Raw genomic sequence first — 23,759 nt, forward strand, 5'->3', positions numbered from 1 at the left:
GCGCAACACGCTAAAGAGAACACCATGGCCTTTGGACATCGCTATACCGGACTGATCGAACGTTACCGTGACCGCCTGCCGGTGCACGACGACACGCGCATTATCTCCCTGGGTGAGGGCAACACACCGCTGATCCGCCTGAACAATATCCCGCGGGACCTGGCGCGCGAGGTCGAGATTTACGTGAAGTTCGAGGGCCTGAACCCGACCGGCTCGTTCAAGGACCGCGGCATGACCATGGCGGTCACCAAGGCCGTGGAAGAAGGCTCGCGCGCGATTGTCTGCGCCTCCACCGGTAACACCTCCGCCGCGGCGGCCGCCTATGCGGCACGCGCCGGGATCACGGCATTCGTCGTCATCCCCGATGGCAAGATCGCGATGGGCAAGCTGGCCCAGGCGATGATGCACGGCGCCACCGTGATCCAGATCGAGGGCAACTTCGACGATGGCATGCGGCTGGTGAAGGAGGTCGCCTCCAACACGCCGGTGACCCTGGTGAACTCGGTCAATCCGTATCGCCTGCAGGGCCAGAAGACCGCGGCCTTCGAGATCGTCGAGGAACTGGGCCGCGCCCCGGACTATCACTGTCTGCCGGTGGGCAATGCGGGCAACATCACCGCGCACTGGATCGGCTACAGCGAAATGGCCGCCAAGAGCAGCGACGACGTGACGGATGCCTGCTCCTATTGCAAGGGCCACTGCAAGTACGCCGGTGGTGGCATGGTGGGTAACCGCCCGCACATGGTCGGCTATCAGGCGGCCGGCTCCGCGCCCTTCATGCGCGGCGCAATGGTCGACGACCCGGACACCGTGGCCACTGCGATCCGCATTGGGCACCCACAGTCCTGGGACATGGCCTGGAAGGTGCGCGAGGAATCCAGCGGCTGGTTCGACGAGTGCCAGGACGACGAGATCCTGGCCGCGCAGAAGCTCCTGGCCGAGAAGGAAGGCGTGTTCTGCGAGCCCGCCTCGGCGGCGTCGCTGGCCGGCGCCCTGCGCGATATCCGTGAGGGCAAGATTCGGGAGGGCTCCACCGTGGTGTGCACCCTCACGGGTAACGGCCTGAAGGATCCCGACACGGCCATCGCACAGAGCGTGGTCCAGCCGACCAAGGTCCCGGCGGAGCTGGACGCGGTCTCCCGCGCGATCCGCGACAACCTCGCCTGAGACCCTTTAATAATCGCAGCGAGCAGCCCCGAAGGGCTCAGGGCTTGCTGCGCAGGTCCAGGTCGTAGAGGGTGTCGCCACCCAGCCGGAAGATCCGGCAGGGCGGGCGCAGGGCCTGATCGAGGGTGTCGATCTCGGGCAGGGTGATGCCGTGGCGCCCGGAGCCGATCAGCATCGGTGCGATCGTCAGATGCAGGCGATCGAGAGTGTCACTGGCGAGAAAGCGCGACACCGTCCGGCCTCCGCCCTCGACCAGCAGTCGATGCAGCCCATGCTCGGCCGCCAGGCGGTCGCGGAGCTCGGGCGGCGCAAAGCGGCCATCGGCATCGACGGGCATCTCCATGCATTCGACGTGGCCGGGCATGTCGCAGGGGCCGTGGCCCTCGGCGTGAAGGACCAGCGTTTTCACCTCGCCGTCCTGGAAGACGCGGGCACTGGACCGGATTCGCCCATCCGGGTCGAGGATGACCCGCACCGGATGGACGCCCTCGGCCTTGCGGACGGTGAGACGCGGGTCGTCGGCGACTACGGTGCCGGCACCCACTACGACGCCGTCCACCAACGCACGCAAGCGGTGCAGGTGCTCGATGTCCTCGGGGCCGGTTACATACTGGGAGTGCCCGCTCTGAGTGGCGATGCGGCCGTCCAGGCTCTGGCCCAGTTGCGCGACGGTGATGCTCTCCGCCTCGATGATCGGGCCGTAGAGCTCCAGCAGGTCGTGCGCAGCCGGGGCAAGGGGGCCGGGCAGGGGGCAGCAGCCCGGATCGGCACGCTGGGCCAGCAGCCAGCGCCAGGCCTCTTCCTCGGTCACCGGATAGGCGGTCATGCCTGGAAAACCCGGGTTTCGCGACCCTTTAGGGGCACATGCGATAGGCTTGGGGGAGACGACAGGGGTGACGGGTCGCGGCTGGACAGAGTGGAATTCGCGTCCTGCGGGCTGGTCATAAGAAAAACTCCATTGGGAAGGACCTGATGCACAACGCCGATCGTGGGATTTTCGACCTTCGCCGGGGCCATCCGGTTTTGCTGAGCGGCGAGCAGTCCAGCGTACTGGTTGCTGCCGTTGAAGGTCTGACCCCGGTGTTGCTGGATCGCCTGACGCATATGACCGGCGGCCGCCCCCGTCTGATTCTAACGCCCCACCGCGCGTCCGCAATGGGCTGGCCGCAACCACTGGCCGAGGGATGGGAAGGCGTGGCGCTGGAGTTTGCGCCCGGAACGGACCCCGAGGCACTGTTTACCCTGGCCAGTGCGCCTGAGGCCTCTAACGAGGCCGAGCACCCGACCCACGCGCTGGACCAGGCGGACGTTCGGCCCGCCGAGCCCGCGGAAGTCGCGGCGCTGGAGCTGGCCCGCGCCGGTCGTCTGCTGCCTGCCGTCGTATCGGCGCGCGTGCCCGAACCCGTACCCGAGGCCATCCACTCGGCGCTGGCCGACGGGATGTTCCTGGACGTGGACGAGCGCGAGGCACGAGCGGTCGCACATCACCCACGCCTGGAACTGGCCTACGTGAGCGAGGCCCCGGTACCCCTGGCCGATGCCCCGGTGACCCGCTTCATGCTGTTCCGGGAGGGGAACGGGATCCTGGAACACGTGGCGGTGGTCATCGGCGAGCCGAACGAATGGCCGGAGGCCGTCCCGGTACGGCTGCATTCGGCCTGCCTGACGGGCGATCTGTTTGGCAGCCTGCGCTGTGACTGCGGCGATCAGTTGCGTCTCGGTGTGAAGACGATCAACGAGAGTGGTGGCGGGGTGCTGCTGTATCTGGCTCAGGAAGGGCGGGGCATCGGCCTGGCCAACAAGCTGCGCGCCTACACCATGCAAACGGCGGGTCTGGACACGATTGACTCCGACTGCCAGCTGGGGTTCGAGGCCGATGGACGCCGCTACGATGCGGCCGTGGAGATGCTGGAATTTCTCGGCATCGACACGGTGCGTGTGCTGACCAACAACCCCGCGAAGATCGAGGCGCTGCGCGCCGGGGGCATCCAGGTGGTGGCCCGCGAGCCCGTCCACGGCACGCTCAACCCCCACAACTTGCGCTATCTCAGTACCAAGGCGGACCGCGGCGGCCACTGGCTGCAGGAACTGCTTGCCTCGGAGGCGGAGCGGGGCTGAGCCGGCCGCCGGTCTACGCAGGCGCCCGGATGTGCGTCAGATCAGCCTCAGGTCACTGCGGGCCCGCACGATCTTGCGCAGGGCAATCAGGTAGGCCGCAGTACGGTAATCCAGCACCGCTCCATTGCTCTCCACCTCGCGGGTCTCGTACATCTCGCTGAAGGCCTCGCGCATGGTGTCATCGAGGCCGGAGCGGACCAGGTCGATCTCCTCTGCGCCGCGCACGATGGATTCGCGTATCCAGTCCGGCAGCTTGTGGTCCGTGGACATCTCGATCGCGGTGACCAGATGCTGGCCCTGCGACTGGTCATAGCGCCGCTCGAGGCGTCCGAAGCGCATGTGGGCGAGATTGCGCACCCACTCGAAGTACGAGACCACGACCCCGCCGGCGTTGACGAAGACATCCGGCAGGATGGTAATGCCGCGGTCCTGCAGGATCTGGTCGGCCTCGAAGGTCACCGGGCCGTTCGCGGCCTCCGCGATCAGTCGGGCCTGGATGTTGGGCGCATTCTCGCGATGGATCGCGCCCTCGAGTGCCGCCGGAATCAGGATGTCACATTCGCGTTCCATGATCCGGTTGCCATTGCGCTCGAATTCCACGCCGGCGAAGCCCTCCATGGTACCGGAGCGGCGTACGTAGTCGTTGAGGGCGTCGACGTCGATCCCGTCCTCGCAGTAGACCCCGCCATCACTCTTGATCACCCCGACGATTTTGGCGTGGTCGTCGTTCTGCAGGAAATGGGCGGCGTGATAGCCCACATTGCCGAAGCCCTGAACGATGATGCGCTGGTCGCCCAGGCCGCCTTCCAGCCTGGCTTCGCGCGCGGCATTGCCCTCGCGGAAGAAGGCCTGCAGGGCGTACTGAACGCCGCGCCCGGTGGCCTCCAGGCGACCGCGCATGCCGCCCAGGTCAACGGGCTTGCCGGTCACGGCGGCACTGTGGTTGACGTCTTCCGGATGGCGTTCGCGATAGGTCTCCATGATCCACGCCATCTCGCGCTGCGAGGTCCCGACGTCCGGGGCCGGCACGTTCTGCGCGGGACTGATGTAGTCGCGCTGGATCAGTTCGTGGGCGAAACGGCGGGTGATCCGCTCCATCTCCCACTCGTCATACTTGCGCGGATCGATGCGCAGCCCGCCCTTGGAACCCCCAAACGGGATATCCACGATCGCGCATTTGTAGGTCATCAGGGCGGCCAGGGCCTCCGCATGTCCCTGGTCCATGGTGGGGGAGAATCGCAGTCCCCCCTTCACCGGCAAACGGTGGGAGGAGTGCACGGCACGCCAGCCGGTAAAGACCTCGATGCGGTCGCGAAAGCGGATCGGAAAGCTCACCTGGATGACCGAGTCGCAGGCCTTGATGGCATCCATCGCACCTTCGGGCAACTCGAGGAAATGCATGGCGCGATCGACCATGTGTGAGACACTGTCCAGAAAGGTTTCCGGCGTTTCGTTTTCCGACATGCGTATTTATCCCTTGGCATTCCGGGCACCACCCGCAGGGCGGGCGGCGCCTTGACTGAATCGTTGCGGTTTCCCGATCCGCGTTTTTCGGTGGCGCCGATGATGGACTGGACCGACTCCTGGTGCCGGCGTTTCCATCGGCTGCTGACCCGGCGCGCGCTGTTGTACACCGAGATGGTACACGCCAACGCGGTGATTCACGGTGATCGCGACCGGCTGCTGGGCCATGTCGCGGCGGAACACCCGCTGGCGCTGCAGCTAGGTGGATCGGATCCCGACACGCTCGCTCAGGCCGCCCGCATCGCGGCAGAGCGAGGCTTTGACGAGATCAACCTGAACGTCGGCTGCCCCTCCGACCGCGTGCAGTCGGGCACGTTCGGCGCCTGCCTGATGGCGCAACCGGAGCGGGTGGCCGAAATGGTGCGCGCGATGCAGGATGCGGTCGACGTTCCGGTGACCGTCAAGCATCGTATCGGGATTGACGAACAGGATTCCGAGGCCGATCTGCGCACGTTTGTCGAAACTGTGGCGCGGGGCGGCTGCCAGCAATTCATCGTGCATGCCCGCAAGGCGTGGCTGCAAGGCCTGAGCCCCAAGGACAACCGCGATGTTCCGCCACTGGACTACGAGCGCGTGTTCCGTCTGAAGGCGGAGTTTCCGGAACTGACCATCGTGCTGAATGGCGGCCTGGACAATGTCCGCGCGGCGCACGGCTATCTCGAGCGGGTGGACGGGGTGATGTTCGGGCGACTGGCCTACCACCAGCCGTGGGTGCTGTCCGAGGTCGACCAGCTTTATTTCGACGAGCCCGGGACGGTGACACGCGAGGCCGTGCTGCAGGGTCTGATCGACATGGCCCGCGAGATGCGCGCCGAGGGCGTCCCGCTGGCACGGCTGACACGGCATGTGCTGGGTCTGTTTCACGGCGAGCCGGGGGCGCGCCAGTGGCGGCGCATCCTGACCGAGGGTGCACATCGGCCGGATGCCGGACCGGAGCTGATCGAGCGTGCGGCGGAGCCCTGCCTGCGGGCCTGTGCCTGAATGTCCGGGCCTCAGGTCTGCGTGGAGTCCTCAGCGGGCTCCAGCCAGCCTTCCTCCAGGCCGTCGCGAAGCATTTCGTGAATCTCCGGCCATTGGTGTTCCCAGTGCCGCGGATCGAGGGTCTCCGTAGCGCACAGCTGCTCCAGTTGGTCCGGCGACAGGGTGTCGGCCGGGTAGCTGTGCCCGGCGGCGCAGAGGACCGGCCCCGTCGGCGTCTTCAGCCAGTGGCGCCGAATACCCGGGTGAATACGGCACGCCCTCGCTGCGGCGAGAGGATCTCCGGGATGCAGTTCGACGTTCCCCGCAGGCCGGCTCAGTACGCGCCCGAGGAAGGCATCCAGTTCCGTGTCGTCGGCGGCGAGCATCTCGCGCAGGATGCCGCGCAGCCGGGTTCGGTCGTGTGACGGCAGTTCGCTCGCGTAGGCGGACACCGGGCGCTGGGGATCGCCGTATCGGGGCGCCTCGCCGACCCGGTTAGCCCGTTCCTCCAGGAATCCGGTCAGCAGATCGAGGTAGGTCGGGGCACGAAAGCCGACCGACCAGGTCATGCACTGATCATCCAGTGACAGGCCGTAGTGGGGCAGGTTGGGAGGCAGGTAGAGCAGGTCACCGGGTTCAAGATCCCAGCTCTCGCTTGGCTGGAACTCACGCAGGATCGCCAGCGGCAGGTCGTCGTGGCATTCCAGTGCCCCCGGTGGCGACTGGATCTGCCAGCGCCGACGCCCGGCCGCCTGAAAGAGAAAGACATCGTAGGCATCGACATGGGGCCCGACCGATCCCTCGGGTGCTGCGTAGGAGATCATCAGGTCATCGCGGCGCCAACGCGGGACAAAGTCGAACCGCGCCAGGAAGTCCCGTCCCTCGGGCCAGAAGCGCTCGACGTCGCTAACCAGCAGGGTCCACGCGCGATCGGGCAGGGATGCGAAGCGATCCTCTGCGAACGGGCCGTATTCGACCGACCAGTCACCGTGGTCGGTGTCACCAAGTACGAGCCGGGCACCGGTATCCGGCTCACAGGCGAGCCCGGCCAGATCGTCGGGCTCGATGGGGTTGGCCAAGTCCGATACTGCGCCGCGCACGAGCAGCGGCTTTTGTTGCCAGTAGTCGCGCAGAAACTCCGCCGGTGAGAGCCCGCCCAGCAGCCTCAGGCCCAGATTCGGGTCGTGGGCGGGCACGCCTTACTCGTCGCGAGCCAGCTGGCTGGCGATCCCCGTGTAGCGGCCCGGGGTCAGTTCGCGCAGGCGCTGTTTCGCCTCGTCCGGGATCTCCAGGCCATCGATGAACTCGGCCAGGGCCTGCGGTGTGATGCGCTGGCCACGGGTCAGGGCCTTCAGTTTTTCGTAGGGAGAATCGATCCCGTAGCGGCGCATTACGGTCTGCACCGCCTCGCCCAGCACCTCCCAGTTCTGGTCGAGATCCTCGTCCAGCCGGCCGGGTTCGATCTCCAGCTTGCCCAGACCGCGCTGGAAGGCCTTGTAGGCGATCAGCGACCAGGCGAACCCCATGCCGATGTTGCGCAGCACGGTCGAGTCGGTCAGGTCACGCTGAAAGCGCGAGACGGGGAGCTTGCTCGCCAGGTGATCGAACACGGCATTGGCCAGCCCGAGGTTGCCCTCGGCGTTCTCGAAGTCGATCGGGTTGACCTTGTGCGGCATGGTCGAGGACCCGACCTCGCCGGCCACGACCTTTTGCTTGAAGTAACCCAGCGAGATGTAGCCCCAGATGTCGCGTGAGGCATCCAGCAGGATCGTGTTCAGACGCATGAAGGCGTGAAACAGCTCGGCCAGGAAGTCGTGCGGCTCGATCTGGGTGGTGTGGGTATTGGGGACCAGCCCGAGGCTTTCCACCATGCGCCGCGAGAGCGACGGCCAGTCCACCTCCGGGTAGGCCGCGTAGTGGGCATTGAAGTTGCCCACCGCACCGTTGATCTTGCCCAGACACTCATTGGCGGCGATGGCGGCGCGCTGCCGCTCCAGACGATGGACCACGTTGGCCAGTTCCTTGCCCATGGTCGTGGGCGAGGCCGGCTGTCCGTGCGTCCGGGCCAGCAGGGGCTGATCGGCGAAGCGCTGTGCCAGCTCGCGCAGCGGCTCCAGCACGGTGTCGAGCGCCGGTAGCATCACATGATTGCGCGCCTCGCGGACCATCACGCCGTAGGCGAGGTTGTTGATGTCCTCTGAGGTGCAGGCAAAGTGCACGAACTCGATCTGGCTTTGCAGATCGGTCCGATCGCGCATCTGCTCCTTGATGTAGTACTCGATGGCCTTGACGTCGTGATTGGTCGTGGCCTCGATCTCTTTCACCCGGGCGCCGGCGACCTCGTCAAATTCCAGGGCGATCTCGTCGAGGAAGGCCTCCGCTTCGGCGGTCAATGACGGGACCTCGGGGATAGCGGGCTCCGCCGCCAGGGCCTTGAGCCAGGCAATCTCCACCCGCACCCGGGCCTGCATCAGGCCCTGTTCGGAGAAATAGGGGGCCAGATCGCGGGTGTGCCGGGCATAGCGGCCATCGACGGGACTGATCGCGGACAGGGGGCTCAGGGACATGATGCACTCGAGTCGGAATGGATGGGGTCCGTCAGGGGGGCGTGGGTCATGTGTCCTGCGGACGGTCGATTGACGCGGCGCAGTATAATACAAAGCTACGCCCGATCATTTGGAGGAGTGCATGTCGAAGTCCCCGACCCGCCAGGAGCAGGACAGCCTCGGACCGGTGGAAGTCCCCAGGGATGCCCTGTGGGGCGCCCAGACCCAGCGCGCCATCGACAACTTTCAGATCGCCGGCCGGCCCATGCCACAGGTGTTCATTCGGGCCCTCGCGCTGACCAAGGCGGCCTGTGCGGAGGCCAACCAGGAACTGGGGCAGCTCCCGGACGCCGTGGCGAACGCGATTGTGGCGGCGGCCGAGGCGGTCGCGGCGGGCGAGCATGCGGACGCCTTCCCGGTTGACGTCTATCAGACGGGGTCGGGCACCAGCACCAACATGAACATGAACGAGGTGCTCGCGCGGATCGCATCGGGTAGTGAGGAACCGGTCCATCCGAACGATCATGTCAATCGCTCGCAGAGCTCCAACGACGTGATCCCGACCGCGTTGCATGTATCTGCGGCGCTGGCGCTGGAGGAGGAACTGGTCCCTGCGCTGCGTCACTTGATTGCCACGATCGCCCGCCGCGAGCGCGATGTGGGGGCGCTAGTCAAGACCGGGCGTACGCACTTGATGGATGCGATGCCCGTGACGATGGGGCAGGAACTCTCCGGCTGGCGTACCCAACTGGAACTGGACCTGGATCGCCTGGAGCACACCCGTGTGCGCATCCAGCGTCTGGCCATTGGCGCGACTGCAGTGGGCACCGGCATCAATGCACCGCCGGCCTTCGGCGCGCGTGTAACAGGGCGCCTGGCCGAGCGAACCGGCCTGCCGTTTGTGCACGAGGGTAACGGTTTTGCGGCACTGGCCAGTCAGGACAGTGCGGTGGAGCTTTCCGGGCAGTTGCGCACGGTGGCCGTCGGGCTCACCAAGATCGCGAACGATCTGCGCTGGATGAACTCGGGCCCCCTGGCGGGGCTGGGCGAGATTGCCTTGCCGGCCCTGCAACCAGGCAGCTCGATCATGCCGGGCAAAGTGAACCCGGTAATCCCGGAGGCCGTGATTATGGCTTCGCAACAGGTGATCGGCCTGGATGCGGCGATCACCGCCGCCGGCGCCGCGGGCAATTTCCAGCTGAACGTCGGCCTCCCGCTGATTGCCGACAATCTGTTGAGTCAGATCGGTCTGCTGGCACGGGCCTCTACCCATCTGTCGGATCGGGCGATCGCGGGCTTCACCGTGAACGAGGACAACCTGCGGGCCGCGCTGGATCGCAACCCGATCCTGGTCACGGCCCTGAACGCCGAGATCGGCTACGAGGCGGGGGCGCGCATCGCCAAGGAGGCCTATGCCACCGGGCGGCCCATCCTGGACGTCGCGGCGGAGCACACGGATATCCCGCGCGAGCGGCTGCAGGTACTGCTGGATCCGGCGAAGTTGACGGGCCCGGAGGGTGCCGGCGGGTAAGGCTTATCCGGCCCACGGGAGGCGGGTCCGGTCCTGCAGCAGGGTGTGGAAGTCATTGAAGGGCATGGGGTGCGCAAAGAAATAGCCCTGTGCCTCGTTGCAGCCGAATTCGCGCAGGATTTCGGCCTGGCGTTCGGTTTCGACGCCTTCGGCGATGATGTTCAGCCCCAAGGTATGCGCCATCTGGATGATGGCCTGAACAATCCGCGCGTCGCCGTCGCTGCGTTCGAGGTCCTGGACGAAGGAACGGTCGATCTTGAGGGTGTCCGCTGGCAGCTTCTTCAGCTGAATCAGCGAGGCATGGCCGGTACCGAAATCGTCCACGGCCAGCCGCATACCGATCTTGCGCAGGCGCTCAAACATGCGGGCGGCACCCTTCGGGTCATCCATGATGGTGGTTTCGGTCAGTTCCAGCTCGATGCACTCGGGCGCGACGTTCGCGGCCTGCAGGATGGCGTGAAAGTCTCCGGCGAGGTCGGGCTGGCGTAGCTGCCGTGCGGAGACGTTGATGGCGACACGGAAGGCGTGATCCCGGCCCTGCGAGGGCAGTCGCTTGAGGTCCTGGCAGACCTGGCGCAGCACCCACTCCCCAATGGCCTCGATCAGGGTCATGTCCTCCGCCAGCTCGATGAAGTGGCTGGGGGGCAACAGCCCAAGCTTCGGGTGCTGCCAGCGGATCAGCGCCTCTGCGCCGAGGATATCGCCGGTATGCAGGTCGACCTTTGGCTGGTAGTGCAGGACCAGTTGATCTTGCTCAATGGCGGTCCCCAGTTCCTTTTCCAGCTCGAAATGGCGAAAGGTGCGGGAATTCAGGTCCTGGGTGTAGAAGCGGAAGCCGTTGCGGCCACGTTGCTTGGCCTCGTACATGGCCGCATCGGCGTTGCTGAGCAGGACATCAGAGTCTTCCCCGTCGTAGGGAAACACGGCGATCCCGCAGGAGGCGCTGGTCACCACGGGCCGATCAAAGATCGTACGTTCGACCGCGGTCGTGCGCACGACGTCGGTGACCAGTCGCACACAGCCCTCGAGACCCTGTAGATCCTCGACCAGGATGCCGAACTCGTCGCCCCCCAGGCGCGACAGGGTCGCGCGCAAGGGACGCCCCGATCGGTCGTGGCTGCGATCCAGCAGCTTTCCGAGATCCTGTGCCACCTTGCGGATCAGCTCGTCGCCGGCGCGATGGCCGAGCGAGTCGTTCAGGCGCTTGAAGTTGTCCAGATCCAGCAGGATCAACGCGATGTGATGATCGGTTCCCTGATGGCGGTTAATGGCTTGGGACAGACGGTCACTGAACAGCATCCGGTTGGGGAGGTTGGTCAGCGAGTCGTGGGACTGGTGATGAAGCAGTTCGCGTGACTGGTGCTCGGTAATCCGCTGCAAGGCCTTCTGGCGCCGGTCCATCATCTGGAACAGGTCGGCGCTCTCGAGGGCATAGGCGGTATTGAACAGGACCATCGTCAGGGTCGAGAGGGTCATCTCGTGGCGCTGGAGGTCGTTCTGGCGAAAGCGGGCGGCAAACATGCCGCGAATGCGGGTCCGGGTCGAGATGACATGGAGCAGCACGTTCTCGCCGTCGAAGCGTGAAGGCAGGCAGACCGGATGATTCTGATGCAGCGCCCAGGAGAAAGTGCCTTCCTGAATCAGATCCTCGACGGCATCCGCGAGGCCGTATTCATCCTCCTGAGGATGCTGTTGATAGGCGAGATCAAACGAAGACTCGCCGTCGAGGATGTAGACGGCCATGTCGCGGGCCGGCAGCAGACGCCGGATGGATTCCAGACTGCTCTGGATGATCAGGTCTGGGCTGCGATTGCGGTCGGTGTCGCCAAAGATCGCGGTAGTCGAGGCGAGCACGTCCATCGCGTAGGCGTTCGCCTCCAGCGCTTCCTCGAGGAAACGGATGCGCTCATGCAGCGCATTGACCTCTTCAGGGCTTTTGTACGAAGGGCTCATGCCGGGTCGTCCTTTACCTGCATCCGTGCGCTCATCCGTCCCTCGTCAGTCCAGCAGGATCGCCTGCATCTGTCCGAGCTGTTTCCGGGCATCGCCGATCACGGCCTCGTAGGTCTCCATCTCCAGACCAATGCGGTCGAAGATCTCTGCTTCCACGGGCGGAACGAAACGTTCGCCAGACGAGCCCAGCCGCAAGGCGTTGGCGATGCTGTCCGCCACATGGACGATCGCGGTCTCGACCGGGAACGCCTGTGCGTCACCCGGCGCATGGTGGAAACGGGTGGCCTCCACCTGTGCCGGTGACATGCCCCAGCGCTCCATCAATTCCGCCCCAATGGCGGCATGGTCGAAGCCGAGAAATTCGGTTTCCGCTTCGAACAGCAGCATGCGTTCGCGCTCGCGGATATTGATCAGCTCCTCGGTGCGACTGGACAGATGCAGGAACATCAGCAGACGTCCCAGGTCATGCATGATCCCGTAGAGATAAAGCCGTTCGATGTTGGCCTCGCGCCGGAATCGCGCGATCGAGCGGCTCAGCACGCCGACGGCCAGGCTGTGCCGCCAGAAGGACTCCATGTCCACGCCGATCACCGGCACGCCGCGAAAGTGTTCGATCACGACCGTCGATATCACGATCTGGCGCATCTGCTGCAGGCCGATGATGGAGACGGCCCTGTGCAGGGTGTCGATCGGTTCCGGGAAGCCATAGAGCGAGGAGTTCGCCACCTTGAGCGTCTTGGCCGCGATCGTGGGGTCCAGTTCCACAGCCTCGGTGATGGCCGCGACGTTGGCCGTCGGGTCGCTCAGGCGCGTGAAGATGGTGTTGTAGCTTCCGGAGAAGCTGCACAGGGCATCGTCGGTCGCGAGGAACTCGTCAACGGTCATGCCTGTTCACTCTGCCTTCTCGGTGCGTAGCGGCACAGGTCATCCAGCAGGGCTTTCCGCGCCAGAAGGTAGATGCCAGACATGGGGTGATCCTCGATCGAGCAATGCTGAAAACGCTCGGCCAGGATCTCGTCGGCGCGGGCCTCTATCTCTGGGGTGGGCTCGGTGGCGGGGGGCTCATCAGGCTCGTGCGGGGACGACATGGAGGCGTCGTCGGCACCCTCGTCGAGCACTTCAACCGCTGTGATTCCCCAGGACAGCAGTACTCGAATCTGCTTGTCCTGGAGGACCATGCCAGCGGGGATCAGCAGCCTGCCCGAGCGGTCATAAACCGCAGTCGCCAGTGTATTGCCGGACCTCACGTCCTCTATGGATACCCGACGCGTCATGCTGTGACCTTAGTCTCATTGCGCCAGTTGGCGCAACACGTAGGGCAGGATGCCCCCGTGGCGGTAGTAGTCGATCTCCTGCGGGGTATCCAGCCGCACACGGACGTTGAAGGTCGTGCGCTCGCCGTCATCGGCCACGGCGGTGACGGTGGCCTCGCGTGCCTCGCCGTTGTTCACGCCGGTGATCGAGAACGTCTCCCGACCGGTCAGCCCCAGACTGGCCGCGTTGTCGCCCGCCAGGAACTGCAGCGGCAGCACACCCATGCCCACCAGGTTGGAGCGGTGGATGCGCTCGAAGCTCTCCACGATCACGGCCTTCACGCCCAGCAGCAGTGTGCCCTTGGCCGCCCAGTCGCGCGAGGAGCCGGTGCCGTACTCTTGCCCGGCGATCACGATCAGGGGCGTGTCCTGCTCCTTGTACTGCATGGCCGCGTCATAGATGGACATCTGGTCGCCATCCGGCAGGTGGACCGTGACGCCCCCCTGCGTGCCGGGAGCCAGCAGGTTGCGCAGGCGCACGTTGGCAAAGGTGCCGCGCATCATGACTTCGTGGTTGCCGCGCCGCGAGCCATAGGAGTTGAAGTCTGCGGGCTTCACGCCCTGTTCTTCCAGGTAACGTCCGGCCGGGCTGTCCTTGGCAATGGAGCCGGCGGGGGAGATGTGGTCGGTGGTCACCGAATCACCCAGCAGGGCCAGCACACGGGCACCCTGGATGTCGGTCAACGGCTCGGGCGTCATGCCCATGCCGTCGAAATAGGGCGGGTTGCGCACGTAGGTGGAGTCGTCCTGCCACTCGAAGCGGTCCCCAGTGGGGGCCTCCAAGTTGCGCCAGCGATCCTCGCCGCTGTAGAGATCACCGTAGGCCTTGGTGAAGCTCTGGGCATCGACATGCGCCTGCACAGCTTCGTTGACCTCTTCGGTGGTTGGCCAGACATCCTTCAGGAACACGGGGTTGCCCTGTGCGTCCTCTCCGATGGGGTCGTTGTACAGATCCAGGGTGCTGCGCCCGGCCAGCGCATAGGCGACCACCAAGGGCGGCGAGGCGAGGAAATTCATCTGCACCTCGGAATGGATCCGCCCCTCGAAGTTGCGGTTGCCGGAGAGCACGGAGCTGACGATCAGGTCATCCTTGATGATGGCCTCGCTGATCGGCTCGGGCAGCGGTCCGGAGTTGCCGATACAGGTCGTGCAGCCATAACCGACCACGTGGAAACCCAGCGCCTCGAGATCTTCGAGCACCCCGGCCTTTTGCAGATAGTCGGTCACCACCCGGGAGCCGGGCGCCAGGGAGGTCTTCACCCAGGGCTTGACCTGCAGGCCGCGTTCGCGGGCCTTGCGGGCGACCAGGCCGGCGCCCAGCATGACCGACGGGTTCGACGTGTTGGTGCAGGAGGTAATGGCCGCGATCACGATGTCGCCGTGGTCGAGGGTGAAGGTCTCGCCGTTCATCTCGATGGCCGTATGGCGCGGCTCTTCGGCCTGATGCTCAACGCCGACTGCGGTATGACCACCCTCGGCCGCGAAGCGCTCGGCCTCCTCCGGCTCGTCCGCGCCGCTGTCGCGCTCCTTGAGCATGGTGTCCAGGTGGCGGCTGATCTCGGCTCCGGCCTGGCTCAGGGCGATGCGGTCCTGCGGGCGCTTGGGCCCGGCCAGGCTGGGCTCGACCGTCGCAAGGTCGAGTTCCAGCATGTCGGTGTAGCGCGCCACCGGGGCGTTGTCATTGCGCCACAGCCCCTGGGCCCTGGCATAGGCCTCGATGAACTCGATATGGCCCGCCTCGCGGCCGGTCAGGCGCAGGTACTCGAGGGTCTCGTCGTCGATCGGGAAGATGCCGCAGGTCGCGCCGTATTCCGGTGCCATGTTGGCGATGGTGGCGCGGTCCGCCAGCGGCAGATCGGCCAGCCCGTCCCCGAAGAACTCGACGAACTTCCCGACCACGCCCTTCTTGCGCAGCATCTCGACGATCACCAGCACGAGGTCGGTGGCGGTGGCCCCTTCGGCCAGCCGGCCGGTCAGGCGGAAACCCACTACCTGCGGGATCAGCATGGAGATCGGCTGACCGAGCATCGCGGCCTCGGCCTCGATGCCGCCGACGCCCCAGCCCAGGACGCCCAGGCCGTTGATCATCGTGGTGTGCGAGTCGGTGCCGACCAGGGTGTCCGGGTAGGCCAGACAGGAACCGTCTTCACGGTCCTCGACAAACACGGTGCGCGCAAGGTGTTCAAGGTTGACCTGGTGCACGATCCCGGTGTCCGGTGGGACGACCTTGAAGGTATCGAACGCCTGCTGGCCCCACTTCAGGAAGCTGTAGCGCTCGCGGTTGCGGGAGTATTCCAGCTCTGCGTTCAGGTTCATCGCGTTCGCATTGCCATACTCGTCGACCTGCACCGAGTGGTCGATTACCAGTTCGGCCGGCTGCAGCGGCGTGATCTTCTTGGGATCGCCGCCGAGGGCCTCCATCGCGTCGCGCATGGCCGCCAGGTCCACGACCGCGGGCACACCGGTGAAGTCCTGCAGCAGTACGCGGGCCGGGCGGAAGGCGATCTCCTGCGTGGGCTCGGCCTTCGGGTCCCAGTCAAGCAGGGCCTCGATATCGGCGCGCCTGACCGTGCGCTCGTCCTCGAAGCGCATCAGGTTCTCGAGCAGGATCTTCAGCGCGTAGGGCAGGTCCCGGGCGCGCGGGTCATCGGTAATCGGCACGTAACGGCACTCGCGGCCGCCGGCAGAGAGGTTTTCGGTCTTTTTCGGTTCTGCGTGGCTCATGATGCGCTATCCGCTGTCAGGTGTTCAGTCGTTGAAGGATGTGGTCCGCTTGGCGAATCAGTCGCTTGCGGCCCAGAAGGAGCTTCCACCGAGATCCAGCCGCCTGGCGCCAGAGCACGGCGGCACGGATGCCCGCCAGCAGCAGGGCGCGCACGCGCGCGGCGATCTCGGGATTGGAAAGATGATTCTGTTCGCCCTGGACGACGATCCGGGGGCCCAGCTCCGAAATGGTCTCCTTGTAGATCTCGGCCAGGCGCGCGATCACGCTCTCGTGCGTGATGGTGAAATAGTCCACCTGCCGCTGGGCACCCTGCAGGCCGTCGCCTAGTTTTTGCAGCATGTCCGGGCGTTTTTGCAGCTTGCGCTCCAGAAAGATCAGGCCCACCGCGTAGCGGGTGATCTCCATATCCGGTGGCTTGCCGCCGTTTTGCAGCTGGCTCTGCACCCGCTCCAGGCCCGGGCGCAAGCTGCTGGCGCCGCGGTAGACATCCTCGGGCGTCTCCGCGTCGAACGCGAACAGGCTGCCGATCAGGATCTCGAATTCGTACTCGTCGCAGCTGCCGCGCCAGGCCAGGTCCTTGACCAGACTCGCGCATTGGAAGAGGGCGGCCAGCGCCAGGGTGCGGTTGTGGTCGTTACGGTCCAAGCCGGAGGGCTCCCGGAGCAGGCGTGAGTGGGTGGATACGGAAAACGCGCCTACTATACCGGAACCGGGGCTTCTGACTCACTGGCGAGTGTGCGGCGGGTGGCAATCACGCCCCCCCCCAGACACACGTCGCCGTCATAAAAAACCGCCGACTGACCGGGCGTGGCCGCACGCTGAGGGGCTTCGAAGCGAACGCGTAGACGGTCCCCATCGACGGATTCCAGCTGGCAGGGCTGCAAGGGCTGGCGATGACGCAGACGCGCCATGACTGGCTGTCCCGGTTCGGGCGGGCGGTGAATCCAGTGGGCGGCCTCCGTCTCGATCTCGGGACTCATCAGCAGCGGATGCTGCGGGTCCTGCGCGACAATCAGCCGATTGCCTCCCAGGTCCTTGTCCACGACATACCAGGGGGCCTCGGGAAACCCGTCGATCCCGCCGATGCCCAGTCCCTGGCGCTGGCCCAGGGTGTAGAACATCAGGCCCTGGTGGTGCCCCACGACCTGACCTTCCGGCGTGCGCATCTCGCCCTCCGGCGCCCGCAGGTACTGCGCCAGAAAATCGCGGAAGCGACGTTCTCCGATGAAGCAGATGCCGGTGGAATCCTTGCGGGCGTGGTTGGGCAGACCCAGCTCGCGGGCACGCGCCCGGACCTGATCCTTGGGGATGTTCCCCAGCGGGAACAGCGCGGGGCGCAGCTGCTCCTGCGTCAGGGTGTGCAGGAAATAGGTCTGATCCTTGTTGGCATCCGCCGCCATGCACAGTTCGCTGTGGTCAGGGAGGTGGCGCACGCGGGCATAATGGCCGGTGGCGATCCATTGCGCACCGAGTTGCCGGGCGTGCTCCAGGAACGAGCGGAACTTGATCTCGCGGTTGCACAGGATGTCCGGATTCGGCGTCCGGCCAGCCTCGTACTCGTGCAGGAAGTGGCGGAACACCCGCTGGCGATAGTCCTCGGCGAAGTTCGCCTTGTGCAGGGGGATCTCGAGACAGTCCGCGACCTCGCGGGCCATCTCGTAGTCGGCCTCGGCCGCGCAGTATTCCGCGTCGTCGTCATCCTCCCAGTTCTTCATGAACAGGCCTTCCACGCGATAACCGGCCTCCAGCAGGCGGCTGGCCGCCACGGCCGAATCCACCCCGCCCGACAGGCCCACGATGACCCGATCGGGACCGCTCACGGCCCCTCCGCATGAACCAGTGAGCCGGCCGCCGCGAGCGGCAGGCGCATCCCGTCCTGATAGCGGCGGATGCTGCGCAGGACCAGCGGGCTGCGCAGCGGCCATCCGCGACGCGCCTCATCCGGTGTCAGCCAGTGGAGGGCATGGATGGCGGGATCGCGGGCCGGCGGATGGCTGGGGTCGCTTGTCGTGCCGCAGAACGCGACGCGCAGCGTCACCGCGCCATTCGCCAGCGCGAGCAGGTCGCAGCCAAGCAGGGCCTCCGGCTGGAAGTCCAGACAGGTTTCTTCGCGGACCTCCCGGATCACCGCTTCGACCAGGTCTTCTTCGGCATCGAGATGGCCGGCCGGCTGGTTCAGTACATGGCGGCCGTCGTCGGTCTCCTCGACGAACAGGAAGCGCCCGTCCCGCTCGATGACGGCGGCGACGGTGATATGGCAGGGCAGGCGTTCGGTCATGCCGTGAATGATAACGCAGCGGCCCGTCTTGCTGGCGTTCTCGAGACCACGTTCCCCTCGGCGGGGGCGGATGGGTATGTATAATCCGGGAGAACGATTTCAATTCTTGCGCACAAGGAGTTTGCATGGCCTACCAGCACATTCAGGTCCCGGAAAAGGGCGAACGCATCACCGTCGACGAGCAGGGCAAGCTGGTGGTGCCAGAACGCCCGATCATCCCCTTTATCGAGGGGGACGGGATCGGTGTGGACATCACGCCGGTGATGCGCCGGGTGACCGATGCGGCCGTGGAAAAGGCCTACGGTGGCCAGAAGGCGATCGAATGGATGGAGGTCTACGCGGGCGAGAAAGCCACGCAGGTCTACGACGACGACTCCGGGCTGCCGGATGAAACCCTGGAGGCGGTCAAGGACTATCGCGTGTCCATCAAGGGCCCGCTGACCACCCCGGTGGGCGGCGGTTTTCGTTCGCTTAACGTCGCGCTGCGCCAGAAGCTGGACCTGTTCGTCTGCCTGCGCCCGGTGCGCTACTACGAGGGCACCCCGAGCCCGCTGAAGGAGCCGGAAAAGACCGACATGGTGATCTTCCGCGAGAACTCGGAGGACATCTACGCCGGCATCGAGTTCGAATCCGGCACGCCGGAGGTGAAGAAGGTCATCGACTTCCTGCGAAACGAAATGGGCGTAACCCAGATCCGCTTCCCGGATACCGCCGGCATCGGCGTGAAGCCGGTCTCCAGCGAGGGCACCAAGCGCCTGGTGCGCAAGGCGATCGAGTACGCGATCGACAACGATCGCCCCTCGGTGACGCTGGTGCACAAGGGCAACATCATGAAATTCACCGAGGGCTCGTTCAAGGCTTGGGGCTACGAACTGGCGCGCGAGGAGTTTGGTGCGAAGGATCTGGACGGTGGTCCGTGGCAGACCTTCAAGAACCCGAAGACCGGCCGCGACATCGTGATCAAGGACGTGATCGCGGACGCCTTCCTGCAGCAGATCCTGTTGCGCCCGGAGGACTACTCGGTGATCGCCACGCTCAACCTGAACGGCGACTACATCTCCGATGCGCTGGCCGCGCAGGTTGGCGGTATCGGGATCGCACCCGGCGCCAACCTGTCCGACACCACGGCGATGTTCGAGGCGACCCACGGGACCGCCCCGAAATACGCCGGCCAGGACAAGGTCAATCCGGGCTCGCTGATCCTGTCGGCCGAGATGATGCTGCGCCACCTGGGCTGGCCCGAGGCCGCCGATCTGGTGGTGAAGGGTATGGGTGGCGCGATCAGCGCGGGCGAGGTGACCTATGACTTCGCGCGCCTGATGGACAACGTCGAGCCGGTGAGCTGCTCGGCCTTTGGCGAGGCCCTGATCAAGCACATGTAACGACAGCGGGTGCGGGCACTTGGTCCGAGCCCGGAACCGAACGACCATGAACGTGGCCTAAGGAGCCAGGGAGACATTGGATTCGTGTTTCCCTGGATGGCCGAACTGGCATGACTAAACCGCTGAAGGCGTGAGTTCGACCGATGAGTGAGAAAAAGCCCCAGATCCCCGATCACGACAGCAATACCGCGGTCGAAGAATCGAGGCCGGAGCTCAAGCCACCGCGGCAGTACAAGGTGGTACTGCTCAACGACGACTTCACGCCAATGGAGTTCGTGGTCGAGGTGCTGGAGACCTTCTTCAGTATGGATCGCGAAAAGGCCACCCAGGTGATGCTGCACGTGCATACACGCGGCAAGGGAGTATGCGGCATCTATACCCGGGACGTGGCCGAGACGAAGGTGGCACAGGTGAACGATTACGCCCGTAGCCACCAGCATCCACTGCTTTGCTCGATGGAGGAGGTCTGACTCCCATGCTCGACAAGGAACTCGAATTCAGCCTGAACATGGTCTTCAAGGAAGCGCGAGAGAAGCGCCACGAGTTCGTGACCGTGGAGCACCTCCTGATGGCGCTCGCGCAAAACCCCAGTGCCGCGACGGTGTTGCGCGCCTGTGGGGGTGACCTCGACCGCATCCGCGACGAGCTCGAGGTGTACATTGACGAGAACACCCCGCGCATCCCGCCGAATGACTCACGCGAGACGCAGCCGACCCTGGGGTTCCAGCGGGTCCTGCAAAGGGCGGTCTTTCATGTGCAGTCCAGTGGCCGCAAGGAGGTCTCCGGGGCAAACGTGCTGGTCGCGCTGTTCGGCGAACAGGACAGCCAGGCCCTCTACGTGCTCGGACAGCAAAACATCAGCCGCCTGGACGTGGTGAATTTCATCTCGCACGGCATCTCCAAGGTGGGCGAAGACGAGCTAGGGGCCCAGCAGAACCCGAACGACCCACAGCCGGAGCAGGTCGAGGGCGAGCGCGAGGAAAAGACCAATGCGCTGCAGCTGTACGCGACCAATCTCAACGCGAAGGCGCGCAAGGACGAGATCGACCCGCTGATCGGGCGGGACCACGAGATCGAGCGCACGATCCAGATCCTCTGCCGCCGACGCAAGAACAACCCGCTGCTGGTGGGCGAGGCCGGTGTCGGCAAGACCGCGATCGCCGAGGGCCTGGCGCGCCGTATCGTCGACGAACAGGTGCCCGAGGCGATCGAATCTGCGACCGTCTATGCGCTCGATCTGGGCGCGCTGGTAGCGGGCACCAAGTACCGCGGTGACTTCGAGAAGCGCCTGAAGGGTGTGCTGGCGCAGCTGAAGAAGGAACCCGGCGCGGTGCTGTTCATCGACGAGATCCACACCATCATCGGTGCGGGTGCCGCCTCCGGCGGGGTGATGGACGCCTCCAACCTGATCAAGCCGATGCTCGCCTCGGGCGAGCTGAAGTGCATCGGCTCGACCACCTACCAGGAATATCGCGGCATTTTCGAGAAGGACCGCGCCCTGGCCCGTCGCTTCCAGAAAATCGAAGTGCCGGAGCCGACCGTGGACGAGACCGAGCAGATCCTGCGGGGGCTGAAGTCACGCTTCGAGGCACACCACAATGTCCGCTTCACGCGCCCGGCGCTGCGGGCCGCGGCGGAACTGGCGGATCGCTACATCACCGACCGGTTTCTGCCGGACAAGGCGATCGACCTGATCGACGAAGCCGGTGCCAGCCGGCAGCTACTGCCAATGAGTCAGCGCAAGAAGACCATCGGCGTGCAGGATATCGAGACGATCGTGGCCAAGATCGCGCGCATCCCGCCGAAATCGGTTTCCAGCTCCGACAAGGAGACGCTGCGCAACCTCGAACGCAACCTGAAGATGACCGTCTTCGGCCAGGACGAGGCGATCGGGACGCTCGCAACCTCGATCAAGATGGCGCGTTCGGGGCTTGGCGACATGGACAAGCCGATCGGTTCGTTCCTGTTCGCCGGGCCGACCGGGGTCGGGAAGACCGAAGTGACGCGTCAGCTGGCGCAGCAGCTGGGGATTCATCTGGCGCGCTTCGACATGTCCGAGTACATGGAGCGCCATACGGTCTCGCGCCTGATCGGGGCGCCGCCCGGATATGTCGGCTACGACGAGGGAGGGCTGCTGACCGATGCCATCCTCAAGCATCCGCACTCGGTGCTGTTGCTGGACGAGATCGAGAAGGCCCATCCGGATGTCTTCAATGTGCTGCTGCAGGTGATGGACCACGGCACGCTGACGGACGCCAATGGCCGCGAGGTGGACTTCCGCAACGTGATCCTGGTGATGACCACGAATGCCGGTGCGGAGCAGGCCAGCCGCCCGTCGGTGGGCTTTACCCAGCAGGATCACTCCAGCGATTCCACGGAGGCGATCAAGCGGACCTTCACGCCGGAGTTCCGCAACCGCCTGGATGCCACGATCCAGTTTGGTCCGCTGGACGAGGCGACCATCCTGAATGTCGTCGACAAGTTCTTGACGCAGTTGCAGGCCCAGCTGGACGAGAAGAAGGTGCACCTGACGGTGGAGCCGGATGCCCGTGCCTGGCTGGCCGAGCATGGCTACGACGTGAAGATGGGCGCGCGTCCGATGGCGCGTACGCTGCAGGAGCACATCAAGAAGCCGCTGGCCGACGAGTTGCTGTTCGGGCGCCTGGCGCAGGGGGGCGAGGTTGTAGTCCGGGTGGGCGAATCCGGGCTGGAGCTCGATATCCGCGAGCCGGCTGTCTCCTGAGCCAAACCCCGGCCTGCAGAAACCACGAAGCCCCGGTCCAGCCGGGGCTTCGTCATTCGGGGGGTCGACCCTTATGTCTTACGAGCGGCCCCGCAACCCCCGGGGCGGAACTACTTGTTGCGGTAGACGATACGGCCCTTGGTCAGGTCGTAGGGGGTCATCTGCACGATCACCTTGTCGCCACGCAGGATGCGGATGTAGTGCTTGCGCATCTTGCCGGAGATGTGGGCGGTGATGGTGTGCCCGTTTTCGAGCTCTACCCGGAACGTCGTATTCGGCAGGGTCTCTACTACCGTTCCTTCCAGCTCGATTTCGTCTTCCTTCGCCATGCAGTTCCTCGCGTATTGAATTCGGTGGCGACATTATCCGGATGCCACGCGCGAACACAAGTCAACACGGGGTTTTCGGCGTGGCAGGGCTCCGTGCCGGTCGCCGAGTGGCCGCCATTCGCGGAGGATGGCGAGCGTGTACATTGATCAGTGTTTCCCGTGGCCCTACACTACGCCCGCTTTTTACGCGCGAGATGAATAGCGAATGACCACTACCTGGGCCGCAGTCTTTCCGGGGCAGGGCTCCCAGTCCACCGGCATGCTCACCGATCTGGGCGACGACCACGCGGTCGTACGCGATACCTTCCAGGAGGCGTCGGACTGCCTCGATGCCGACCTCTGGAGCCTGTGCCAGCACGGTCCGGTCGAACAACTGAACCAGACAGAATGGACCCAGCCGGTCATGCTCGCTGCCGGCGTGGCCACCTGGCGGCTGCTGACGCAGCAGACGGACGCGCGTCCCGCGGCTGTGGCCGGCCACAGCCTGGGGGAGTACAGCGCGCTGGTCGCGGCCGGCGTGCTGCGCTTCCCCGATGCCGTGCGGCTGGTGGCCGAACGTGCCCGCGCCATGCAGGCCGCCGTGGCCGAGGGCGAGGGCGCAATGGCTGCGATTCTCGGTCTCGACGATGCTGCGGTCGAGCAGCTCTGTGCGGACAACGCGAGCGGCGAGGTCCTGGAGGCCGTCAACCTGAATGCCCCCGGGCAGGTGGTGATCGCGGGGGCGGCCGCGGCGGTCGACCGAGCGGTCGGTGCGGCCAAGGACGCCGGGGCGAAACGGGCGCTCAAGCTGCCCGTATCCGTGCCGTCCCATTGCGCGCTGATGCGCCCGGCCGCCGAGCGTTTGCAGTCGGTTCTCGACTCTACGAGCTTTGCGACCCCGCAAATCCCCGTTTGGCAGAATGTGACCGCGGCGCCCGCCGAGACGGCCGATGCGATCAAGGCCAATCTGGCCGCGCAGCTCTACCGACCGGTGCGCTGGGTGGAGACCATACAGGGGCTTCGCGGCCAGGGTGTTGCGGTACAGGTAGAATGCGGACCGGGGCGCGTGCTGACCGGCCTGTCCAAGCGGATCGATCGCGGGCTGGAACTGTTCGATGTGGCCGATCGCGATACCCTGGATGCCACCGTGAACCGGCTGAACGCCGGCTGACCTTCTACACTCGATTCCCAGTACGTCCAATTACAGAAGG

Annotated in this window: 20 protein-coding genes; 8 read left to right on the forward strand and 12 right to left on the reverse strand. The window is 65.4% G+C overall.

Annotated elements, in window-relative coordinates; genetic code table 11:
- Positions 1–24 precede the first annotated feature (24 nt).
- On the forward strand, positions 25–1,167 hold the full coding sequence (gene thrC, locus F466_RS0108630; RefSeq protein ID WP_012982677.1) for a threonine synthase: 1,143 nt from the start codon (positions 25–27) through the stop codon (positions 1,165–1,167).
- 37 nt (positions 1,168–1,204) lie between these two features.
- On the opposite strand, the gene F466_RS0108635 is transcribed toward thrC, so the two are convergent.
- On the reverse strand, positions 1,205–1,993 hold the full coding sequence (locus tag F466_RS0108635) for a RibD family protein (RefSeq protein ID WP_018993895.1): 789 nt from the start codon (positions 1,991–1,993) through the stop codon (positions 1,205–1,207).
- A 146-nt stretch (positions 1,994–2,139) separates the two neighbouring features.
- Here F466_RS0108635 and ribA point away from each other — a divergent pair, with 146 nt between their 5' ends.
- Complete coding sequence (ribA, locus tag F466_RS0108640; protein ID WP_018993896.1) at positions 2,140–3,285, forward strand: GTP cyclohydrolase II RibA; 1,146 nt, start codon at positions 2,140–2,142, stop codon at positions 3,283–3,285.
- Between the two features lie 36 nt (positions 3,286–3,321).
- Here ribA and F466_RS0108645 read toward each other — a convergent pair whose 3' ends face one another.
- Positions 3,322–4,749 (reverse strand): Glu/Leu/Phe/Val dehydrogenase, encoded by a 1,428-nt coding sequence (locus F466_RS0108645; protein ID WP_018993897.1) that lies wholly within the window; start codon positions 4,747–4,749, stop codon positions 3,322–3,324.
- A 63-nt stretch (positions 4,750–4,812) separates the two neighbouring features.
- Here F466_RS0108645 and dusA point away from each other — a divergent pair, with 63 nt between their 5' ends.
- Complete coding sequence (dusA, locus tag F466_RS0108650) at positions 4,813–5,790, forward strand: tRNA dihydrouridine(20/20a) synthase DusA (protein ID WP_018875309.1); 978 nt, start codon at positions 4,813–4,815, stop codon at positions 5,788–5,790.
- An 11-nt stretch (positions 5,791–5,801) separates the two neighbouring features.
- Here the strand turns inward: dusA and F466_RS0108655 are convergent, their stop codons facing one another.
- Both F466_RS0108655 and purB read right to left on the reverse strand, forming a co-directional pair.
- Positions 5,802–6,965, reverse strand: coding sequence for a cupin domain-containing protein (locus F466_RS0108655; RefSeq protein ID WP_018993898.1), 1,164 nt, complete (start codon positions 6,963–6,965; stop codon positions 5,802–5,804).
- Between the two features lie 3 nt (positions 6,966–6,968).
- Complete coding sequence (gene purB / locus F466_RS0108660) at positions 6,969–8,336, reverse strand: adenylosuccinate lyase (RefSeq protein WP_018993899.1); 1,368 nt, start codon at positions 8,334–8,336, stop codon at positions 6,969–6,971.
- Positions 8,337–8,457: 121 nt separating this feature from the next.
- Here purB and F466_RS0108665 point away from each other — a divergent pair, with 121 nt between their 5' ends.
- Positions 8,458–9,846: a lyase family protein gene (locus tag F466_RS0108665; protein ID WP_018993900.1), complete on the forward strand. Its 1,389-nt coding sequence runs from the start codon at positions 8,458–8,460 to the stop codon at positions 9,844–9,846.
- Between the two features lie 3 nt (positions 9,847–9,849).
- On the opposite strand, the gene F466_RS0108670 is transcribed toward F466_RS0108665, so the two are convergent.
- Genes F466_RS0108670 through F466_RS0108700 form a run of 7 tightly spaced genes read right to left on the reverse strand, consistent with a single transcriptional unit; the run spans position 9,850 to position 18,115 of the window.
- Positions 9,850–11,799: a bifunctional diguanylate cyclase/phosphodiesterase gene (locus F466_RS0108670; protein WP_018993901.1), complete on the reverse strand. Its 1,950-nt coding sequence runs from the start codon at positions 11,797–11,799 to the stop codon at positions 9,850–9,852.
- 45 nt (positions 11,800–11,844) lie between these two features.
- Complete coding sequence (locus F466_RS0108675) at positions 11,845–12,684, reverse strand: HDOD domain-containing protein (protein WP_018174360.1); 840 nt, start codon at positions 12,682–12,684, stop codon at positions 11,845–11,847.
- Positions 12,681–13,073 (reverse strand): hypothetical protein, encoded by a 393-nt coding sequence (locus F466_RS0108680; protein WP_018993902.1) that lies wholly within the window; start codon positions 13,071–13,073, stop codon positions 12,681–12,683. Before F466_RS0108680 ends, F466_RS0108675 begins: the two co-directional genes overlap by 4 nt.
- A 15-nt stretch (positions 13,074–13,088) precedes the next feature.
- The gene (acnA, locus tag F466_RS0108685; RefSeq protein ID WP_018139412.1) at positions 13,089–15,836 is read right to left on the reverse strand and encodes an aconitate hydratase AcnA; all 2,748 of its coding nucleotides are present in this window, start codon (positions 15,834–15,836) and stop codon (positions 13,089–13,091) included.
- A 16-nt stretch (positions 15,837–15,852) separates the two neighbouring features.
- Positions 15,853–16,482 carry a high frequency lysogenization protein HflD gene (gene hflD, locus F466_RS0108690; protein ID WP_018993903.1) on the reverse strand — a complete coding sequence of 210 codons (630 nt, stop codon included), beginning with the start codon at positions 16,480–16,482 and terminating at the stop codon, positions 15,853–15,855.
- 53 nt (positions 16,483–16,535) lie between these two features.
- Complete coding sequence (gene mnmA, locus F466_RS0108695; RefSeq protein WP_018993904.1) at positions 16,536–17,657, reverse strand: tRNA 2-thiouridine(34) synthase MnmA; 1,122 nt, start codon at positions 17,655–17,657, stop codon at positions 16,536–16,538.
- Entirely contained in the window at positions 17,654–18,115 is a 462-nt protein-coding gene (locus tag F466_RS0108700; protein WP_018174357.1) for an NUDIX hydrolase, read from the reverse strand. The genes mnmA and F466_RS0108700 overlap by 4 nt, the downstream gene beginning before the upstream one ends.
- Before the next feature lie 125 nt (positions 18,116–18,240).
- Between F466_RS0108700 and icd the strand changes: the two genes are divergently transcribed.
- The 3 genes from icd to clpA all read left to right on the forward strand — a co-directional run bounded on the left by icd (position 18,241) and on the right by clpA (position 22,240).
- Positions 18,241–19,497, forward strand: coding sequence for an NADP-dependent isocitrate dehydrogenase (gene icd, locus F466_RS0108705; RefSeq protein WP_018139416.1), 1,257 nt, complete (start codon positions 18,241–18,243; stop codon positions 19,495–19,497).
- 143 nt (positions 19,498–19,640) lie between these two features.
- Entirely contained in the window at positions 19,641–19,967 is a 327-nt protein-coding gene (gene clpS, locus F466_RS0108710; RefSeq protein WP_018139417.1) for an ATP-dependent Clp protease adapter ClpS, read from the forward strand.
- A 5-nt stretch (positions 19,968–19,972) separates the two neighbouring features.
- On the forward strand, positions 19,973–22,240 hold the full coding sequence (gene clpA / locus F466_RS0108715) for an ATP-dependent Clp protease ATP-binding subunit ClpA (RefSeq protein ID WP_018139418.1): 2,268 nt from the start codon (positions 19,973–19,975) through the stop codon (positions 22,238–22,240).
- Positions 22,241–22,350: 110 nt separating this feature from the next.
- Here clpA and infA read toward each other — a convergent pair whose 3' ends face one another.
- On the reverse strand, positions 22,351–22,569 hold the full coding sequence (infA, locus tag F466_RS0108720) for a translation initiation factor IF-1 (protein ID WP_012982660.1): 219 nt from the start codon (positions 22,567–22,569) through the stop codon (positions 22,351–22,353).
- Between the two features lie 205 nt (positions 22,570–22,774).
- Here infA and fabD point away from each other — a divergent pair, with 205 nt between their 5' ends.
- Complete coding sequence (gene fabD, locus F466_RS0108725) at positions 22,775–23,719, forward strand: ACP S-malonyltransferase (RefSeq protein WP_018993905.1); 945 nt, start codon at positions 22,775–22,777, stop codon at positions 23,717–23,719.
- The last annotated feature ends 40 nt before the right edge of the window (positions 23,720–23,759 follow it).

The sequence above is a fragment of the Thioalkalivibrio sp. ALgr1 genome (genome assembly GCF_000378285.1).
Classification (GTDB): Bacteria; Pseudomonadota; Gammaproteobacteria; order Ectothiorhodospirales; family Ectothiorhodospiraceae; genus Thioalkalivibrio.

Coding starts and splice junctions, on each gene's coding strand:
- ribA (WP_018993896.1), top strand. CDS start 2,140: ATGCACAACGCCGATCGTGGGATTTTCGACCTTCGCCGGGGCCATCCG.
- F466_RS0108645 (WP_018993897.1), bottom strand. CDS start 4,749: ATGTCGGAAAACGAAACGCCGGAAACCTTTCTGGACAGTGTCTCACAC.
- F466_RS0108635 (WP_018993895.1), bottom strand. CDS start 1,993: ATGACCGCCTATCCGGTGACCGAGGAAGAGGCCTGGCGCTGGCTGCTG.
- F466_RS0108680 (WP_018993902.1), bottom strand. CDS start 13,073: ATGACGCGTCGGGTATCCATAGAGGACGTGAGGTCCGGCAATACACTG.
- infA (WP_012982660.1), bottom strand. CDS start 22,569: ATGGCGAAGGAAGACGAAATCGAGCTGGAAGGAACGGTAGTAGAGACC.
- clpA (WP_018139418.1), top strand. CDS start 19,973: ATGCTCGACAAGGAACTCGAATTCAGCCTGAACATGGTCTTCAAGGAA.
- F466_RS0108700 (WP_018174357.1), bottom strand. CDS start 18,115: ATGACCGAACGCCTGCCCTGCCATATCACCGTCGCCGCCGTCATCGAG.
- acnA (WP_018139412.1), bottom strand. CDS start 15,836: ATGAGCCACGCAGAACCGAAAAAGACCGAAAACCTCTCTGCCGGCGGC.
- fabD (WP_018993905.1), top strand. CDS start 22,775: ATGACCACTACCTGGGCCGCAGTCTTTCCGGGGCAGGGCTCCCAGTCC.
- F466_RS0108675 (WP_018174360.1), bottom strand. CDS start 12,684: ATGACCGTTGACGAGTTCCTCGCGACCGACGATGCCCTGTGCAGCTTC.
- F466_RS0108665 (WP_018993900.1), top strand. CDS start 8,458: ATGTCGAAGTCCCCGACCCGCCAGGAGCAGGACAGCCTCGGACCGGTG.
- icd (WP_018139416.1), top strand. CDS start 18,241: ATGGCCTACCAGCACATTCAGGTCCCGGAAAAGGGCGAACGCATCACC.
- purB (WP_018993899.1), bottom strand. CDS start 8,336: ATGTCCCTGAGCCCCCTGTCCGCGATCAGTCCCGTCGATGGCCGCTAT.
- thrC (WP_012982677.1), top strand. CDS start 25: ATGGCCTTTGGACATCGCTATACCGGACTGATCGAACGTTACCGTGAC.
- F466_RS0108670 (WP_018993901.1), bottom strand. CDS start 11,799: ATGAGCCCTTCGTACAAAAGCCCTGAAGAGGTCAATGCGCTGCATGAG.
- clpS (WP_018139417.1), top strand. CDS start 19,641: ATGAGTGAGAAAAAGCCCCAGATCCCCGATCACGACAGCAATACCGCG.